The 17,326-nt window shown below is 72.1% G+C and carries 19 protein-coding genes; 13 read left to right on the top strand and 6 right to left on the bottom strand.

All coding sequences use genetic code 11. From position 1 onward, the window contains the following. Window positions 1-88 precede the first annotated feature (88 nt). The 4 genes from LG632_RS17635 (at window position 89) to LG632_RS17625 (ending at window position 2,631) form a co-directional block, all read left to right on the top strand. Window positions 89-1,435 carry a CynX/NimT family MFS transporter gene (locus LG632_RS17635; protein ID WP_226728281.1) on the top strand — a complete coding sequence of 449 codons (1,347 nt, stop codon included), beginning with the start codon at window positions 89-91 and terminating at the stop codon, window positions 1,433-1,435. Between the two features lie 4 nt (window positions 1,436-1,439). Next, on the top strand, window positions 1,440-1,556 hold the full coding sequence (locus tag LG632_RS30285; RefSeq protein WP_264201935.1) for an SGM_5486 family transporter-associated protein: 117 nt from the start codon (window positions 1,440-1,442) through the stop codon (window positions 1,554-1,556). Window positions 1,557-1,786: 230 nt separating this feature from the next. Continuing rightward, window positions 1,787-1,993 carry a hypothetical protein gene (locus LG632_RS17630; RefSeq protein WP_226728280.1) on the top strand — a complete coding sequence of 69 codons (207 nt, stop codon included), beginning with the start codon at window positions 1,787-1,789 and terminating at the stop codon, window positions 1,991-1,993. A 113-nt stretch (window positions 1,994-2,106) separates the two neighbouring features. Next, window positions 2,107-2,631: a SixA phosphatase family protein gene (locus LG632_RS17625; protein WP_226728279.1), complete on the top strand. Its 525-nt coding sequence runs from the start codon at window positions 2,107-2,109 to the stop codon at window positions 2,629-2,631. A gap of 86 nt (window positions 2,632-2,717) precedes the next feature. On the opposite strand, the gene serB is transcribed toward LG632_RS17625, so the two are convergent. Continuing rightward, window positions 2,718-3,917 carry a phosphoserine phosphatase SerB gene (gene serB / locus LG632_RS17620; protein ID WP_226728278.1) on the bottom strand — a complete coding sequence of 400 codons (1,200 nt, stop codon included), beginning with the start codon at window positions 3,915-3,917 and terminating at the stop codon, window positions 2,718-2,720. 317 nt (window positions 3,918-4,234) lie between these two features. Between serB and LG632_RS17615 the strand changes: the two genes are divergently transcribed. After that, window positions 4,235-6,799 carry an ABC transporter ATP-binding protein/permease gene (locus tag LG632_RS17615; protein ID WP_445271391.1) on the top strand — a complete coding sequence of 855 codons (2,565 nt, stop codon included), beginning with the start codon at window positions 4,235-4,237 and terminating at the stop codon, window positions 6,797-6,799. 112 nt (window positions 6,800-6,911) lie between these two features. Here LG632_RS17615 and LG632_RS17610 read toward each other — a convergent pair whose 3' ends face one another. Further along, the gene (locus LG632_RS17610; protein ID WP_226728277.1) at window positions 6,912-7,565 is read right to left on the bottom strand and encodes a transglycosylase SLT domain-containing protein; all 654 of its coding nucleotides are present in this window, start codon (window positions 7,563-7,565) and stop codon (window positions 6,912-6,914) included. A gap of 382 nt (window positions 7,566-7,947) precedes the next feature. On the opposite strand from LG632_RS17610, the gene LG632_RS17605 reads away from it, so the two are divergent. The 3 genes from LG632_RS17605 (at window position 7,948) to LG632_RS17595 (ending at window position 10,114) form a co-directional block, all read left to right on the top strand. Further along, window positions 7,948-9,078 (top strand): GAF domain-containing sensor histidine kinase, encoded by a 1,131-nt coding sequence (locus LG632_RS17605; RefSeq protein ID WP_226728276.1) that lies wholly within the window; start codon window positions 7,948-7,950, stop codon window positions 9,076-9,078. Further along, window positions 9,071-9,718 (top strand): response regulator, encoded by a 648-nt coding sequence (locus LG632_RS17600; protein WP_226728275.1) that lies wholly within the window; start codon window positions 9,071-9,073, stop codon window positions 9,716-9,718. The genes LG632_RS17605 and LG632_RS17600 overlap by 8 nt, the downstream gene beginning before the upstream one ends. A gap of 150 nt (window positions 9,719-9,868) precedes the next feature. Continuing rightward, entirely contained in the window at window positions 9,869-10,114 is a 246-nt protein-coding gene (locus tag LG632_RS17595; protein WP_226728274.1) for a chaplin, read from the top strand. Between the two features lie 149 nt (window positions 10,115-10,263). Here LG632_RS17595 and LG632_RS17590 read toward each other — a convergent pair whose 3' ends face one another. Next, window positions 10,264-11,052, bottom strand: coding sequence for an Rv1486c family protein (locus LG632_RS17590; protein ID WP_226728273.1), 789 nt, complete (start codon window positions 11,050-11,052; stop codon window positions 10,264-10,266). A gap of 130 nt (window positions 11,053-11,182) precedes the next feature. On the opposite strand from LG632_RS17590, the gene LG632_RS17585 reads away from it, so the two are divergent. The 4 genes from LG632_RS17585 (at window position 11,183) to LG632_RS17570 (ending at window position 14,347) form a co-directional block, all read left to right on the top strand. Next, entirely contained in the window at window positions 11,183-11,983 is an 801-nt protein-coding gene (locus LG632_RS17585; RefSeq protein WP_226728272.1) for an ABC transporter ATP-binding protein, read from the top strand. A 61-nt stretch (window positions 11,984-12,044) separates the two neighbouring features. Next, entirely contained in the window at window positions 12,045-12,473 is a 429-nt protein-coding gene (locus LG632_RS17580; protein WP_226728271.1) for an NfeD family protein, read from the top strand. A 74-nt stretch (window positions 12,474-12,547) separates the two neighbouring features. Next, window positions 12,548-13,495: an SPFH domain-containing protein gene (locus tag LG632_RS17575; protein WP_226728270.1), complete on the top strand. Its 948-nt coding sequence runs from the start codon at window positions 12,548-12,550 to the stop codon at window positions 13,493-13,495. 84 nt (window positions 13,496-13,579) lie between these two features. After that, entirely contained in the window at window positions 13,580-14,347 is a 768-nt protein-coding gene (locus tag LG632_RS17570; protein ID WP_226728269.1) for a sulfite exporter TauE/SafE family protein, read from the top strand. Window positions 14,348-14,362: 15 nt separating this feature from the next. Here LG632_RS17570 and LG632_RS17565 read toward each other — a convergent pair whose 3' ends face one another. The 3 genes from LG632_RS17565 to LG632_RS17555 all read right to left on the bottom strand — a co-directional run bounded on the left by LG632_RS17565 (window position 14,363) and on the right by LG632_RS17555 (window position 16,403). After that, the gene (locus tag LG632_RS17565) at window positions 14,363-14,884 is read right to left on the bottom strand and encodes an HNH endonuclease (protein WP_226728268.1); all 522 of its coding nucleotides are present in this window, start codon (window positions 14,882-14,884) and stop codon (window positions 14,363-14,365) included. A gap of 149 nt (window positions 14,885-15,033) precedes the next feature. Beyond that, on the bottom strand, window positions 15,034-15,570 hold the full coding sequence (locus LG632_RS17560; RefSeq protein ID WP_226728267.1) for a YbhB/YbcL family Raf kinase inhibitor-like protein: 537 nt from the start codon (window positions 15,568-15,570) through the stop codon (window positions 15,034-15,036). 50 nt (window positions 15,571-15,620) lie between these two features. Then, window positions 15,621-16,403, bottom strand: coding sequence for a sporulation protein (locus tag LG632_RS17555; protein ID WP_226728266.1), 783 nt, complete (start codon window positions 16,401-16,403; stop codon window positions 15,621-15,623). Between the two features lie 98 nt (window positions 16,404-16,501). Here LG632_RS17555 and LG632_RS17550 point away from each other — a divergent pair, with 98 nt between their 5' ends. Further along, on the top strand, window positions 16,502-17,143 hold the full coding sequence (locus tag LG632_RS17550; RefSeq protein ID WP_226728265.1) for a DNA-3-methyladenine glycosylase: 642 nt from the start codon (window positions 16,502-16,504) through the stop codon (window positions 17,141-17,143). Window positions 17,144-17,326 lie beyond the last annotated feature (183 nt).

Here is a 17,326-nt window from a genome sequence, read left to right as displayed (position 1 = left end):
GAACGGAGTGCTAACGGGTGGGGACAACCTACGGGGTGCCGGCCGTCCGGGTGGACAACCAATCATCCCATGATTCTATGATGGCTCCATGTCCGACGACCTCCTCCCCACCCTCGACCGGCCCGACGCCTCCTCCACCTCCGCCCGGCGCCCCGGCGCCCCGCAGCCCGCCCCGACCGGCCCCGGCACCACCGCCCAGGCCCCCGGCACGGCGCAACCGGCCTGGCTCGGCCCCGTCCTCGTCGTCGGCATCGTGCTGGCCGCCCTGAACCTGCGGCCCGCCATCACCAGCCTCGGCGCCCTGTTCGAGGAGGTCCGCACCGGCCTCGGCATGAGCGGCACCGTCGCCGGACTGATCACCTCCGTCCCGGCCCTGTGCTTCGCCGTCTTCGGCATCACCGCGCCCCGGCTCTCCCGCCGCTTCGGCCCCGCCGTGGTCGTCTGCGCCGGCATGGCCGCCGTCTCCGCCGGCCTGCTGATCCGGCCCTTCACCTCGAACGCGGCCGGCTTCCTGGCCGCCAGCGCCCTCACCCTCGCCGGCATCGCCCTGACCAACGTGCTGCTGCCGGTGATCGTCAAGCGCTGGTTCCCCGGCCGGGTCGGCACCATGACCGGCCTGTACTCCATGGCCCTGGCCGCCGGCACCTCGCTGGCCGCCGCCGCGACCGTCCCGCTGACCGACGCCCTCGGCGGCAGCTGGCGCACCGGCCTGCTGATCTGGGCCGGGCTCGCCCTGGCCGCCGTCCTGCCCTGGCTGCCGCTGGCCCGCCGGACCCGCCGGCAGGCCCGCGCCGAGGCCCGGGCCGCCGGCTCCGCCGCCGCGGGCCCCGGCACCGACGCCGGCCCGCGCGTGGTGCGCAGCCGTACCGCCTGGGCCCTGGCCTGCTACTTCGGACTCCAGGCCACCGGCGCGTACGTCACCATGGGCTGGCTCCCGCAGATCTTCCGCGACGCCGGGGTCTCCGCCGGGACGGCCGGCGTGCTGCTCGCCGTCACCATGGTCATGGGCGTCCCGCTCGCCTTCGTCATCCCCGGCGTCGCCGGCCGGCTGCGCAACCAGGGGCCCGTCGCCGTCACCCTCGGCCTGTTCGGGCTCGCCGGGTACGCCGGCCTCCACCTCGCCCCGGCCGCCGGCGCCTGGGCCTGGGCCCTGCTGCTCGGCGTGTCCAACTGCGCCTTCCCCCTGGCCATCACCATGATCGGGCTGCGCGCCAAGTCCCCGGCCGGCGTCGCCAAGCTCTCCGCCTTCGCCCAGAGCACCGGCTACCTGATCTCCCTGCCCGGACCGCTGGTCGTCGGCGCCCTCTACCAGCACAGCGGGGGCTGGGACCTGCCGCTGACCCTGATGGCCGCCCTGATGGTGCCCCAGATCGCGCTCGGCGTCCTCGCGGGCCGGGACCGCACGATCGAGGACGAATGCGGCATGCGAGACTGACCGCATGCCCGTCCTCGAACCGAACCCGCAGAACGGTCACAAGAAGCTCGGCCTCGTCCTGCTGGCCATGGCCGTCGTCACCGTGATCATCTCCGTCGTCGCCACCCTGGCGTCCCCCTGAGCGCAGGGCGCGCCCCGGCCGCGGGCACGCGGCGTGACGCCCCGGCCGCGGGGGGCGCGGGGTAGGGCTGTCCCCCCCCGCGCGGGCGCAGGGGTAGGGCTGGCCCCACCGTCCCCTAGGGGGACAGGTTCAGGGTCGCCCGGGGTGTTCCCCGGATGGGAGGCCTGCCCTCGGATCCCTAGATTCGACGGGAGAGAGGAACTCCCGGCCCCACACCCACGGAGGCGGTCATGTCGGCCCCCACGCACCCTCGGCCCGTCACCCGTTCCGGGACCGGCGCGGACGCCCGCCTGCACTGGTGGGCCCTCGCGCTGCCGACCCTGGCCTTCGTGCTCCTCCTGCTCCTGCTGGCCGGCTCCGGCCAGGCCCACGCCGCCGCCGACGACGGCTCCGCCCTCGCCCACGTCGCCGACCGGATCCTGCGCGCCCTCGGCTGATCCCGGCCGCCGGGACGTGCGCCGGGGCACGCCCGCCGCGGCACGACGCCCCGTGCGGGTGAGCCCCTCAACACCCTGCGCCCCATGGCCCGTTTCGTGCGAAGCTGGGGGCCATGAGCGCCGATACACCCCGCAGGATCGCCATCCTCCGGCACGCCAAGGCCGACTGGCCGGACGTGCCCGACCACGACCGCCCGCTGGCGGAGCGCGGCCGCAAGGACGCCCCGGCCGTCGGGCTGAAGCTGGCCGCCACCGGCATCGCGTTCGACCTGGCCCTGTGCTCCACCGCGGCCAGGACCCGCGAGACCTGGAAGCTCGCCGTCCACGAGCTGCCGCAGCGGCCGCGGACCGTCTACGAGGAGCGGCTCTACGACGCCTCGCTCGGCGAGATCATCGCGCTGCTCAACGAGACCTCCGACGAGGTCGGCGACCTGATCGTCATCGGCCACAACCCCGGCATGCACGCCCTGGCCGACGCCCTCACGGGCAGCGCCGAGGGCGACGCCCTGGCCCGGATGAACCGCTCGGGCTTCCCGACCGCGGCGCTGGCCGTCGTCACGTTCACGGGCTCGTGGAAGACCGTGGAGCACGGCGTGGGCACCCTCGTGGACTACTGGACCCCCAAGGACCACGGCTGACCGCCGCCGCGTGAGCACGCCCCGCGGCGCCCGACGGGCCCGGCTGCCGAGCCGGGCCCGTTCGCGTACGCCGTCGTGCCGCCGGGTCAGGCCAGGTCCGCGGCCTCGACCTCTTCGCGGGTGATCCCCAGCAGGTACAGCACCGCGTCCAGGAACGGCACGTTCACCGCGGTGTGGGCGGCCTCCCGGACCACCGGCTTGGCGTTGAAGGCCACGCCGAGCCCGGCCGCGTTCAGCATGTCCAGGTCGTTGGCGCCGTCGCCGATCGCGACCGTCTGCGCCAGCGGCACCCCGGCCTCGGCGGCGAACCGGCGCAGCAGCCGGGCCTTGCCCGCCCGGTCCACGACCTCGCCGATCACCTTGCCGGTGAGCTTGCCGTCGACGATCTCCAGGGTGTTGGCCGAGGCGAAGTCCAGCCCCAGCCGCTCCTTGAGGTCGTCCGTGACCTGCGTGAAGCCGCCCGAGACCACTCCGACCTGGTAGCCGAGCCGCTTGAGCGTACGGATCAGCGTCCGGGCGCCGGGCGTCAGCCGCACCTCCGCGCGGACCTTGTCCACGACCGAGGCGTCCAGGCCCGCCAGCAGCGCCACCCGGGCGTGCAGCGACTGCTCGAAGTCCAGCTCCCCGCGCATCGCCCGGGCCGTGACCGCGGCGACCTCCTCCTCGCAGCCCGCGTGGGCCGCGAACAGCTCGATCACCTCGTCCTGGATCAGCGTGGAGTCCACGTCCATGACCACCAGGCGCTGGGCCCGGCGGTGCAGACCCGCCGACACCACGGCCACGTCCACGCCGAGGTGCGAGGCGGCCAGGGCCAGCGAGGTGCGCAGCGGCTCGGTCTCGGTGCCGGACACGGCGAACTCGACCGCCGTCACCGGATACTTGGCCAGCCGGAAGATCCGGTCGATGTTGCCGCCGGTCGCGGTGATCCGGGCGGCGATGGCGGCCGTGGACTCGGCGGTGAGCGGGTGGCCCAGCACGGTGACGTGGGAGCGTCCGCTGCCGCGCGGCCGGTTGTCGCCGGTACCGGAGATGATCTCGGCCTGGAGCTTGAGGGACTCGGCCCAGCTGTGGACGGTGGCCCGCAGCTCGCCCTCGGAGCCGGTCGTGGGCTTGGTCACCAGGGCGCACAGGACGATGCGGCCACGGGTGACCACCTGCTCGATGTCGACCACGTCGACCGAGTAGGCGGCGAGGGTGTCGAACAGCCCGGCGGTGATCCCGGGACGGTCCTTGCCGAAGATCTTGACGAGGAGGGTGGGGACGTCGGAGGTCTGCGAAGCGCTCATGGTGCACCCCACCGTATCCTCCCGCCCCCGCCACGGCTCCCCCTGGACCACTCCGTGGACGCCCGCCCCCGGCGGCAGGCCCGGCCACGGCCCGGGCGCGGGGGAGTGCCCCGGGGCCGGGGGCCGAGACGTCCCGATTCTGGCCCCTCCGGGTGTTTTTCCCCCGGCCGACCGGCGGGCGCGGGGCCGGTGCGGAGCTTCGGGCCCGGCCCGAATTCCACTTGTGGCCGTGGGCCTGGAATAGTTCCCCCGGATGTTCGCCATCCCTAGACTCCCTGACGCAGGGGGCTTCTCGGGGGACAACAAGTGGGGCTGGAGTGCCGGAACTCGTACTGGAACTGAATGGAAGGACCTGGACGCTGGATCCGTCCAGGTCGTACTCGCTGGGGCGGGACCCCCAGGGTGACATGGTCATCGATGACGCCAGGGTGTCCTGGCGCCACGCCAGCATCGCCTGGAACGGCCGGGGTTGGGTCCTGGACGACCACGGCAGCACCAACGGCACGTACGTGCACGGTGCCCGGGTCCAGCAGGCCGAGCTCACGCCGGGCACCCCGGTGCACCTGGGCAACGCCACCGACGGCCCGCGGCTCAACGTGAGCGCGGCGGCGGCGCAGCAGCCGGCCGTGGCGCACCAGGCGCACCAGGCGCAGCAGCCGCACCAGGCGCAGGGACACCAGGCGCAGCAGGCCTGGCCCGGTGCCCAGCAGGCTCCGGCGCAGCACCAGCAGCCGCAGCAGTACCAGCAGCCGCAGCAGGCGCAGCCGCACCAGCAGCAGCCGTTCGTCCCGCAGCAGCAGGCGCAGCCGCAGCACCAGCAGCCGCACGCGGGCGCCGCCGGCGCCCAGCCGGCCGGCGGGCACCAGGGCTACAACGACCGCAGCCCGACGACGTTCCACCAGATCGCGGTGGGCCGCGTCATGCGCATCGGTCGTGCCCTGGACAACGAACTGGTCGTCTCCGACCTCCAGGTCTCGCGCCACCACGCCGAGTTCCGCTCGACGGGCGGCCGGTTCGAGATCCACGACCTCGGCAGCCACAACGGCACCTACGTCAACGGTCAGCCGCTGGCCAAGTCCGGCTCGGCGCTGCTCGGCCCGAACGACATCGTCGGCGTCGGCCACTCCACCTTCCGCATCGTCGGCGACCGGCTCGAGGAGTTCGTCGACACCGGTGAGGTCTCCTTCTCCGCCCGCCACCTCACGGTGACGGTCGACGGCGGCAAGCAGATCCTCAAGGACGTCACCTTCGGTGTCCCGGAGAAGTCGCTCATCGGCGTCATCGGCCCCTCCGGCTCCGGAAAGTCCACGCTGCTCAAGGCGCTGACCGGCTACCGGCCCGCCAACCAGGGCGACGTCCTGTACGACAACCGCAACCTGTACAAGCAGTTCGCGGAGCTCCGCCAGCGCATCGGCCTGGTCCCGCAGGACGACATCCTGCACAAGGAGCTCAAGGTCTCGACGGCCCTGAAGTACGCGGCCAAGCTCCGCTTCCCCGGCGACACCGCCGAGTCCGAGCGCGCCGCCCGCATCGACGAGGTGCTGCGCGAGCTCAAGCTCGACATCCACAAGGACAAGAAGATCACCGCACTCTCCGGTGGTCAGCGCAAGCGCGTGTCCGTGGCCCTGGAGCTGCTCACCAAGCCGTCGCTGATCTTCCTCGACGAGCCCACCTCGGGCCTCGACCCGGGCATGGACCGCGACGTCATGCAGCTGCTGCGCGGCCTCGCCGACGACGGCCGTACGGTCCTGGTCGTCACCCACTCCGTGGCCGAGCTGTCGCTGTGCGACAAGCTGCTGGTCATGGCGCCGGGTGGTTCGGTGGCGTACTTCGGCCCGCCGGACGAGGCGCTGAACTTCTTCGGCTACCAGACCTGGGCGGACGTGTTCTCGGCCTTCGAGAACTACCGCGACTACGACTGGGCCGGCCGCTGGAAGGGCTCGCAGCACTACCAGCTGTACGCCGCCGACCTCGACGCGGTCGCCCCGCAGCAGGTCGCGATGCCGACGCCGCAGCAGATGATGCCGACGAAGGCGCAGGGCTGGGGCGACCAGCTGTGGACGCTGATCCGCCGCTACGTGTCGGTCATCGCGTCGGACAAGGGCTTCATGGCCCTGATGCTGATGCTGCCCGCGGTCCTCGGCATCGTCTCCACGGTCATCCCGGCGAAGTTCGGCCTCGCGCCGCCGACCCCGCCGCACCGCTTCAACGGCCCCGCCGGCACGATCATGCTGATCCTCGCGGTCGGCATGTGCTTCTCCGGCGCCGCCAACTCCGTCCGTGAGCTGATCAAGGAACGGGTCATTTACGAGCGCGAACGCGCCACCGGCCTGTCCCGCTCGGCGTACCTGATGTCCAAGGTGATCGTCCTCGGCTTCATCACGGCCATCCAGGGCGTGATCATCTGCGCCATCGGCTTCAGCGTGCGCGAGCTGCCCGCCGAGGGCCTGTTCATGTCGCCGGCCGTCGAGATCTGCATCTCGGTGATCGCGCTGGGCTTCACCTCGATGATGTTCGGCCTGGTCATCTCCTCGCTGGTGAAGACCGCCGAGAAGACCATGCCGCTGCTGGTCATGTTCGCGATCGTCCAGGTCGTCTTCACCGGCATCCTGTTCCAGATCTACGACAAGCCGGGCCTGGAGCAGTTCGCCTGGCTGATGCCCTCCCGCTGGGCCATCGCCGCGGCCGGCACCACGCTGAACCTCGGCAAGCTGATGGCGCCGTGGGACCCGGAGCACCCGGAGAACACCGACCCGCTGTGGGACCACACGGCCGGCCAGTGGACCTTGGACGTCCTCGTCCTGCTCGTCCTCGGCATCGCCTGCGGCTTCGCCGTGCAGCGCCTGCTGCGCCGCCACGAGCCCGAGGTCATGCGCAAGTAGTCGAGGGGGGCGCGCCGCCGGGCACCGCGGCGCGCCCCGCGTACGACGACACCGCAGGGGCGGCACCCGGACTCCGGGTGCCGCCCCTGCGGCATGGGGGGAGCGCGACGGCCTAGTAGGCGCTGTTCACGTTGTCCATGGAGCCGTAGCGGTCGGCCGCGTAGTTGCAGGCGGCGACGATGTTGGCGACCGGGTCGTACTGGTCGAACTTGGTGCCCTTGACGTGGTACGCCTTGAAGGTCGGGTAGATGACCTGGAGCAGGCCCTTGGACGGGACGCCGTTCTTGGCGTTGATGTCCCAGTTGTTGATCGCCCGCGGGTTGCCGCTGGACTCGCGCATGATGTTGCGGTGGATGCCCGCGTAGGTGCCCGGGATGCCCTCGCGCTTCATGATGAAGAGGGCTTCCTTGATCCAGCCGTCGAGGTTGTTCGCGAAGACGGGGGTGCGCACGGCGGACCGGCTCGCGGCCTCCTTGGAGTCGCGCTCCTTCTTCGCCGCGGCCTCGGCCTTGGCCTTCGCGGCGGCGTCGGCGGCCTGCTTGACGGCGGCGCTCTGCTGCGCGGTCAGGTGCTCGACCGACTTGGTCTGGCTGTTCATGACGTGGGTCCAGGCGACCGGGGCGGCGTCGATGACCGTGGCCTCGCTGGTGCCGGCGGGCACCAGGGAGAAGGCGAGGGCGGCGGCACCCAGGACGGACACACCGGCGATCGACATCTTGTGGGCCTTGGTCAGACGGCTATGACCGGCAGAGCTGGACGCAGACATGAGCACACACCTTTACGAGAGGGAGGGCCGCAGGAAGGCGCCGCGCTGATCCGAGATCCGCGGCGCCGTGCGACGGCAGCCATTCTTAGCGGCGGCAAAATCCTGTGGCAAAGGTGTGACGTACGAAGCCGGATAGTGGATCAGCTGCCCGCGATCACGGCCCGATTCCACTGTCGGACCCGCTCCCGCCAGGACTGATGGCGCCTTTACCTGACCACTACGCGCCTTCGTAAGTGATGTGCGTCCTATGCGCGGGCTCACATCGGGCACGTAACAGTTTCACCGAGCGTTGCGCAAGCAATGCAATGCGTCAGGGTTTTGGTGGCCGGCCCGCACCCGCGGCCCGATCCGGGCAGGTCACGGCCGCGGGTACGGTGAGCGCATGCGCAACGGACCAGGTGCCGGGCTGGCCGCGGTGAGCACCGCGCTGCTGGCGATGAACCGCCAGATGGAGGTCCGTGACGTCCTCAAGACGATCGTCGCCTCGGCCCGCGAACTGCTCGACGCCGAGTACGCCGCCCTCGGCGTCCCCGACGACCACGGCGGCTTCGCCCAGTTCGTGGTCGACGGCATCGGCGAGGAGCAGTGGCGCCGCATCGGCCCCCTGCCCCGCCAGCACGGCATCCTCGCCGCGATGCTCCACCAGCCCGGGGCCCAGCGGCTCGACGACGTGCGCAAGGACCCCCGCTTCGGCGGCTGGCCGGCCGCCCATCCCGAGATGACCGACTTCCTGGGCCTGCCCGTGCGCGACGGCGACGAGGTCCTCGGCGCCCTCTTCCTCGCCGACAAGCACGGCGGAGGCGGCTTCACCGAGGAGGACGAGGACCTGCTCGGCATCCTCGCCCAGCACGCGGCCATCGCCCTCACCAACGCCCGCCTCTACGAGCGCAGCCGCGAGCTGACCATCGCCGAGGAACGCTCCCGCCTCGCGCACGAGCTGCACGACGCCGTCGCGCAGAAGCTGTTCAGCCTCCGGCTGACCGCCCAGGCCGCGGCCGCCCTGGTCACCCGCGACCCGGACCGGGCCAAGGACGAGCTCCAGCAGGTGGCGGCCCTGGCGGCCGAGGCCGCCGACGAGCTGCGCGCCGCCGTGGTCGAGCTGCGCCCGGCCGCCCTCGACGAGGACGGCCTGGTCGCCACCTTGCGCAACCAGGTCCAGGTCCTCGACCGGGCCCACACCGCCCGCGTCACCTTCACCTGCGACGGCGTACGGGCCCTGCCCGCGGCCCAGGAGGAGGCCCTGCTGCGCGTCGCCCAGGAAGCCCTGCACAACGCGCTGCGGCACTCCGGCGCCAGCCGGGTCGACGTCACCCTCACCCGGCACGACGGGCCGGTGGTGATGCGGGTGCGCGACGACGGCCGCGGCTTCGACCCCGAGTCCGTCCGCCGCGCCGGGCGGCACCTGGGCCTGGTCTCCATGCGGGACCGGGCCGCCGGCGCGGGCGGCCGGCTCACCGTTGACTCGGCGCCCGGCGAGGGCACCACGATCGAGATGGAGTTGCCCGGTGGCTGACACCCCGATCCGCGTCCTGCTCGTGGACGACCACCAGGTCGTCCGCAGGGGCCTGCGCACCTTCCTGGAGGTCCAGGACGACATCGAGGTGGTGGGCGAGGCCGGGGACGGGGCGCACGGCGTCGCTCTCGCCGAGGAACTGCGCCCCGACGTGATCCTCATGGACGTCAAGATGCCGGGCATGGACGGGGTGGACGCCCTGCGCCGGCTCCAGGAGCTGGCCAACCCCGCCCGGGTGCTGATCGTCACCAGCTTCACGGAACAGCGCACGGTCGTCCCCGCGCTGCGCGCCGGCGCCGCCGGATACCTCTACAAGGACATCGACCCCGACGCGCTGGCGGCGGCCATCCGCTCGGTCCGCGCCGGGCACGTCCTGCTCCAGCCGGAGGTGGCCGGAGCGCTGCTCACCCAGGAGGACGGGGGAGCCGGCCGCGGCGGCAGCACCCTGACGGACCGCGAACGGGAGGTCCTCGGCCTGATCGCCGACGGCCGTTCGAACCGGGAGATCGCCCGGGCCCTGGTGCTGTCGGAGAAGACGGTCAAGACCCACGTCTCGAACATCCTGATGAAGCTGGACCTCGCCGACCGCACCCAGGCGGCGCTGTGGGCGGTGCGCCACGGGGTGACGGAGCGGGGCTGAGGGTCCCCAGGCCGCGGGAGACGGGCCGGAGTCGAAATTCATACGGTCGGGTGCATGTAGCCCACACGGCGTATCCGGACCGGCGGCCGGCCGTTCTCCATGGCGTGCCGCGGCGGCTGGCCGCGGCAGACGCACTGGAGGAATCCGAACGTGAAGAACATCAAGAAGGCCGCGGCCGTCACCATGATCGCCGGGGGCCTGGTCGCCGCCGGCGCCGGCGTCTCCATGGCGCACGGTGGCGCCCACGCCGCCGGCGAGGCCCTGAACTCGCCCGGTGTGGCCTCCGGCAACCTCGTGGAGGTCCCGGTCCACGTCCCGGTGAACGTGGTGGGCAACACCGCGACCGTGATCGGTCTGCTGAACGGCGTCTGGGGCAACACCGGCGTCAACGCCTGACCCCCGGCCCCACCCGGCGCCCGGCCCCAGGACCAGGCACCGGCGGCCCGGGTACTCCTCCCCCCACCCCGGCCCCGGCGCCTCCCCGGCGCCCGGCCCCCGGCGACGTACGCCCGCTCGACGCCGCCGGGGGGCCGGGCAGGCCCGGCTCAGCCCCGGCGGCGCTCCTGCTCCTCCACCGCGGCGTTGTACGCGGCGACCAGGGCCCGCCGGGCCACCCGCTCCACCGGCCGCAGGGCCGTCGAGCGGGCCGACATCTCCGAGGCCGACACCGCGCCCCCGTGGCCCGTCCCGTACGCCAGCGAGATCATCAGGCCCACCCGCTGGGCCAGCTCCAGCACCCGGACCGCACGCGGCGGGTAGCCCGGGGCCAGCGCTTCACGCCCCGCCTCCGCCCGGGCGCGGTACGCCGCCAGGGCCGCCTCCGCCACCGGGCCCGAGGCCGCCACGTCCAGCCGCGTCAGCACGGTCGTCGCCTCCCGCAGCGCCTCCGCCAGCTCCCGCTCGGCCTCGCCGAGCGACGGCACGTCCGCCGGCGGGGCCTCCCGCACCGGCAGGCACCGCCACTCCACCGACACGTGCACGTCCCCGGCCGGCCCGGCCTGCGTCACCGACGGCACCAGGCCCAGCGCCGCCCCGACGCACACCACGGCCTCCTCCGCCTCCAACGCCCGCGCGTTGAACTCCGGGGGCCCGCTCAGCCCCAGCGGATGGCCCGGCGCCGGCAACGCGACCCGCAGCCCCCGCACCCCCAGGGCCCTCAGCCGGCCCAGCGCCAGCGTCAGACCCACCGGACCCGATTCCCCCGGCAGCCCCGCCACCCGGTGCACCGCGTCCTCGCCCACGATCGACAGCGCGGCGTCGTCGGGCGGGACGAGACCGGCCAGCAGAGCGTTTCCCCAGGCGGCCAAGCGCCCTGAACGTGGTTCCACAAGCATTCCCCCACCCTACGCAGCCCGCCGGGTCCGGGCCCCGGCCCCGGACCGCCCGCCCAGTGGCGTAGGTTTGCCTGGGGCTGCGCCCACAGGCGCACTGAGAACCGTGACTGCAAGGGGTGACAACACGCTCATGAGCGATGTACTGGAGCTGGTGGACGTATCCGTGGTCCGCGAGGGCCGGGCTCTGGTGGACCAGGTCTCCTGGTCGGTCAAGGAGGGGGAGCGCTGGGTCATCCTCGGCCCGAACGGCGCCGGGAAGACCACCCTGCTCAACGTCGCCTCCAGCTACCTCTTCCCCACCAAGGGCACCGCCACCATCCTCGGCGAGACCCTCGGCCGGCCCGGCACGGACGTCTTCGAGCTGCGCCCCCGCATCGGCATGGCCGGCATCGCCATGGCCGACAAGCTCCCCAAGCGGCAGACCGTCCTGGAGACCGTGCTCACCGCCGCCTACGGCATGACCGCCACCTGGCAGGAGGAGTACGAGGAGGTCGACGAGCAGCGCGCCCGCGCCTTCCTGGACCGCCTCGGCATGAACGACCTCCTCGACCGCAAGTTCGGCACCCTCTCCGAGGGCGAGCGCAAGCGCACCCTGATCGCCCGCGCCCTGATGACGGACCCCGAGCTCCTGCTCCTCGACGAGCCCGCCGCCGGCCTCGACCTCGGCGGCCGCGAGGACCTCGTCCGCCGCCTCGGCCGCCTCGCCAGCGACCCCCTCGCCCCCTCCATGGCCATGGTCACCCACCACGTCGAGGAGATCGCCCCCGGCTTCACCCACGTCCTGATGATCCGTCAGGGCAAGGTCGTCGCCGCCGGCCCCATCGACCTCGAACTCACCTCCCGCAACCTCTCCGTCTGCTTCGGCCTCCCGCTCGTCGTCGAGCGCAACGAGCACCACCGCTGGAGCGCCCACGGCCTGCCCCTGCGCTGACCCCCGCAGCGCCTTCCGCGCACCCTGTCCGGACCGGCGCCGCCCGACCTACCATGACCATGTGGACATCGACGCATGGGTGTGGTGGCTCATCGGCGCGGTCGGACTGGGCATTCCCCTCGTCCTGACCGCCATGCCGGAATTCGGCATGTTCGCCGTCGGCGCGGTCGCGGCCGCGGTCACGGCGGCCCTGGGCGGGGGAGTGGTGGCCCAGGTCCTGGTGTTCGTGATCGTCTCGGTCGCCCTCATCGCGGTGGTCCGGCCGATCGCCAACCGCCACCGCGACCAGCGACCCCAACACCGCACGGGGATCGAGGCGTTGAAGGGCCGCAGCGCCGTCGTCCTCGAACGCGTCGACGGCAGCGGCGGCCGGATCAAACTCGCCGGGGAGATCTGGTCCGCACGCGCCCTGGACGCGGGCACCAGCTTCGCCCCCGGCCAGCAGGTGGACGTCGTCGACATCGACGGAGCGACCGCCGTCGTCATGTGAGCCGCGCGTCGCGCACCGCGAGACGCCGCCACAGGTGAGTTCAGAACAGCAGCCGGAAGGGTACGGGGAACCTCATGCAACCGATCATCATCGTCCTGATCATTCTGGTGGTTCTGGTCTTCATCGCACTGGTCAAGACGATCCAGGTGATCCCGCAGGCCAGCGCCGCCATCGTCGAGCGGTTCGGCCGCTACACCCGCACCCTCAACGCGGGCCTGAACATCGTCGTCCCCTTCATCGACTCCATCCGCAACCGGATCGACCTGCGCGAACAGGTCGTCCCGTTCCCGCCGCAGCCGGTGATCACCCAGGACAACCTGGTCGTCAACATCGACACCGTCATCTACTACCAGGTGACCGACGCCCGCGCCGCCACGTACGAGGTGGCCAGCTACATCCAGGCCATCGAGCAGCTCACCGTCACCACCTTGCGCAACATCATCGGCGGCATGGACCTCGAACGGACCCTCACCTCCCGCGAGGAGATCAACGCCGCCCTGCGCGGGGTCCTCGACGAGGCCACCGGCAAGTGGGGCATCCGCGTCAACCGCGTCGAGCTCAAGGCCATCGAGCCGCCCACCTCCATCCAGGACTCGATGGAGAAGCAGATGCGCGCCGACCGCGACAAGCGCGCCGCCATCCTCCAGGCCGAAGGTGTCCGGCAGTCGGAGATCCTGCGCGCCGAGGGCGAGAAGCAGTCGTCCATCCTGCGCGCCGAGGGCGAGGCCAAGGCCGCCGCCCTGCGCGCCGAGGGCGAGGCCCAGGCCGTCCGCACGGTCTTCGAAGCCATCCACGCCGGCGACCCGGACCAGAAGCTGCTCTCGTACCAGTACCTCCAGATGCTCCCGAAGATCGCCGAAGGCGACGCCAACAAGCTCTGGATCGTGCCCAGCGAGATCGGCGACGCCCTCAAGGGCCTCTCCGGCGCCATCGGCAACTTCGGCCCCGCGAGCGGCGGTTCGAACATCCCCCGGCAGGAGCCGCCCGCCTCGGAGCGCCGCGAGAACCCCCCGATCGACTGAACCGGCCGCCCGCTCCTGCATGATCGGTGAGGCCCCTCGACCTTCATGGCGGGGAGGCGACTCACTGATCCGAAGGAGATGGCCTTGTCCATCTGGGAAGCATTCGCGGTCTTCACGGCCGGCATCGGCGCCGGCACCATCAACACCATCGTGGGCTCCGGCACCCTGATCACGTTCCCGGTCCTGCTCGCCACCGGCCTGCCGCCGGTCACCGCCAACGTCTCCAACACCCTGGGGCTCGTCCCCGGATCCCTCAGCGGCGCCTTCGGCTACCGCGAGGAGCTCCGGGGCCAGGGCCGGCGCATCCGGCGGCTCGCCGCCACCACCCTCGCCGGCGGCCTGGCCGGCGCCGTCCTGCTGACCACACTGCCGTCGGACGCGTTCGACGCGATCGTCCCGGTCCTGATCGCCCTCGCCCTGGTCCTCGTCGTCACCCAGCCGCTGCTCGCGAAGAAGCTGCGCGCCCGCACGCGCGAAGCCGGCGGCAGCACCCACCCCGACGGCGGACCGGTGCTGCACGCCGGCATGCTCCTCGCCAGCGCCTACGGCGGCTACTTCGGCGCCGCCCAGGGCGTCCTCTACGTGGGCCTCATGGGCCTGTTCCTCGACGAGGACCTCCAGCGCGTCAACGCCGTCAAGAACGTCCTCGCCGCCCTCGTCAACGGCATCGCGGCCGTCTTCTTCCTCTTCGTCGCCGACTTCGACTGGACCGCCGTCCTCCTCATCGCCGCCGGCTCCACCCTCGGCGGCCAGATCGGCGCCAAGATAGGCCGCCGCCTCCCGCCGACCGCGCTGCGCGCGGTCATCGTGGCGGTCGGCACCGTGGCGATCGTGCAGCTCCTGCTGCGCTGAGCCGCCGGGGAGGCGCTACGCCGCCCGGACCGGCCCCGGCGACGGAGCCAGCCAGTCCGGCAGCGCCTCCCGCTGGCTCGCCCCCAGCCCGAACAGCATCGCGTCCGTCGCGCTCGGCACGAACGGCTGGCGCAGCAACGGCATCCCCGCCTCGTCCGGGGTCCGGTCCGCCTTGCGGTGGTTGTCCTCGGCGCACGAGGCCACCGTGTTCAACCACGTGTCCCCACCGCCGTGCGACTTGGGCACCACGTGGTCCACCGTCGTGGCCCGCTTCCCGCAGTACGCGCACCGGTGCTGGTCCCGGACCAGCACACCCCGCCGCGACCACACGGCATGTCTTCGGAAGGGCACCCGCACGTACCGGCACAACCGGATCACCCGCGGCATCGGAAGATCCACACTGGCACCGCGCACACGGAGTTCGGGATGCGACTGCTCGACGACGGCCTTGTCCTGGAGCACCAGCACGACAGCGCGATTCAGCGTCACCGTCGACAGCGGCTCGAAGCTCGCGTTCAGTACCAGCGTGTCCCGCATCTCGCCCACCTCCCGTGTGCAGGCCCGCGACCACCCTGGCGGCAGGGCCCGCAACCACTCTGGACGCGGGCGCCACGCGGGACAACGCATTAAAAATGCCCGGTCCTGGTCTCCTTTAGACCAGGACCGGGCAAACACGAGGCGAACGGTCAGCCCTGAACCGGAGCCTCGTACTCCCCGATCAGCTGCGCACGACCGAGCGTGTGGAACCGCAGGTTGAACCCGACCACCGCGGGCGACACGTCGTCACCCGGGCCCAGCTTCTCCTGGTCCACCGCGTAGACCGTGAAGACGTAGCGGTGCCGCTCACCGGCCGGCGGCGCCGCCCCGCCGAAGTCCTTGCTGCCGTAGTCGTTGCGCACGTGCACCGCACCGGCCGGCAGCCCCTCGAACTTCCCGCTGCCCGCGCCGGCCGGCAGCTCGGTGACCGAAGCCGGGATGTCGAACAGCACCCAGTGCCAGAACCCGCTGCCCGTCGGCGCGTCCGGGTCGAAGCACGTCACCGCGAAGCTCTTCGTCCCCTCCGGGAAGCCCTCCCACCGCAGGTGCGGCGAGACGTTCCCCTGCGCGTACACCTGGTCCGGGCCCAGGTCCGCACCCGGTGCGAGATCGTCGCTCACCACGGTGAACGCCTGCACCTCGGGATGGAAATCGTGCGGAAGCGGCGCCCTGCGCTGTTCGGTCACTGCTGACCCTCCTGATCGCGAACCTGTTTCGAGCGCGAGCCTAGAACGGCTCAGAACCAGTTGCGCTGCGAACCCACCGAAGCGATCCACTGGTTCAGGTACGCCGCCCAGTCGGTGCCCTGGAACGACTGCAGCCCCACCTGGAAGCAGCGGTAGGTGTCGCTGCCCTCGGAGAACAGCCCGGCCTTCTTGTCCATCTCCAGCACGACGTCCATCTCGTGGCCGTCGGCGATGAAGGTCAGCTCGACCTGGTTCAGGCCCCGGTACTGCTGCGGCGGCAGGAACTCGATCTCCTGGTAGAACGGCAGCGACTGCCGGGTGCCGCGGATGTGCCCGCGCTCCATGTCCGCGCTGCGGAAGCGGAAGCCCAGCTGCCCGAACGCGTCGAGGATCGCCTGCTGCGCCGGCAGCGGGTGCACGTTGATCGGGTCCAGGTCACCGGCGTCGATCGCCCGCGCGATCTCCAGCTCGGTGCTCACCCCGATGTGCATCCCGTGCAGGGGGTGGCCCGCGAAGTGGGTCACCGGGGTCTCCCAGGGGATCTCCAGGCTGAACGGCACCTCGTGCAGCGCGCCGGCCTGCACCTGGAACGCCCCGCCGAGCCGCTGCTTGGTGAAGACGATGTCCTGCTTGAGCTCCTGGTCACCGCCCTCGACCTCGACCCGCGCCTGCAGACCGAGGTTCAGGCCCTCGATCTGCTGCTCCACGGACCCGCCCTGGATCCGCACGACGCCCTGGACGACACCGCCCGGCACCACGTTCGGCTCGGTGATGATCGTGTCCACCGACGCGCCACCGGCGCCCAGGGCCGCGAACAGCTTCTTGAACCCCATCCTCGTTACTCCCCTAGCTCAGGCTCGTTGACTACCTCTACCAACGCGGAACCTTAGGCCCCGGTTGCACACGCGCGGGTTCCACTACCCTCGACCGGATGAGCGCGCGCCCCGACCGTACGCCCCTGCCCCGGAGCTTCTACGACCGGCCGGTCCTCGACGTGGCCCCGGACCTCCTCGGCCGCACCCTGGTCCGCCGCACCCCCGACGGCCCCCTCGAACTGCGCATCACGGAGGTCGAGGCCTACGCGGGCGAGGCGGACCCCGGCTCGCACGCCTACCGCGGCCGCACCGCCCGGAACGCGTCCATGTTCGGGCCGCCCGGACACGCGTACGTCTACTTCATCTACGGCATGTGGTTCAGCCTCAACCTGGTCTGCGGTCCCGAGGGCCACGCGAGCGGGGTGCTGCTGCGCGCGGGGGAGATCACCGTGGGCGCCGACCTGGCTCGCAAACGTCGATTGTCGGCCAGATCCGACAAGGAACTGGCCAAAGGCCCGGCCCGCCTCGCCACCGCCCTGGACATCGACCGCTCCTTGGACGGCACCGACCTCTGCGCCGGGCCGACCTCCCCGCTGTCCGTCCTGGCGGGCACCCCGGTCCCTGCCGACCAGGTCAGCGTCGGTCCGCGCACCGGAGTGGGCGGAAGCGGAGCCCACCACCCCTACCGCTACTGGATCACCCACGACCCGACGGTGAGCCCGTACCGGGCCCACACGCCACGCCGCCGCTCAACTTGACTCGGCTCTGGCAGCCCCCTAACGTAGCCCGAGCCGCTTGAACCGGGGCCCTGCTGTCAGCACCCCCCGAGCGGCCAACCACTACCTACGGACACCCTGGCGGGGATCAATTCGGCATGCCCGAATTCGGTAGCCGCCGACTCGATTATGAGTAACCGGGGAAATCCGCTAACGTAGTGGACA

The organism is Streptomyces antimicrobicus (genome assembly GCF_020532625.1).
GTDB lineage: Bacteria > Actinomycetota > Actinomycetes > Streptomycetales > Streptomycetaceae > Streptomyces > Streptomyces antimicrobicus.
The sequence above is the reverse complement of the archived record's forward strand: the minus strand, read 5'-3'. Positions and strand labels throughout refer to the sequence as shown.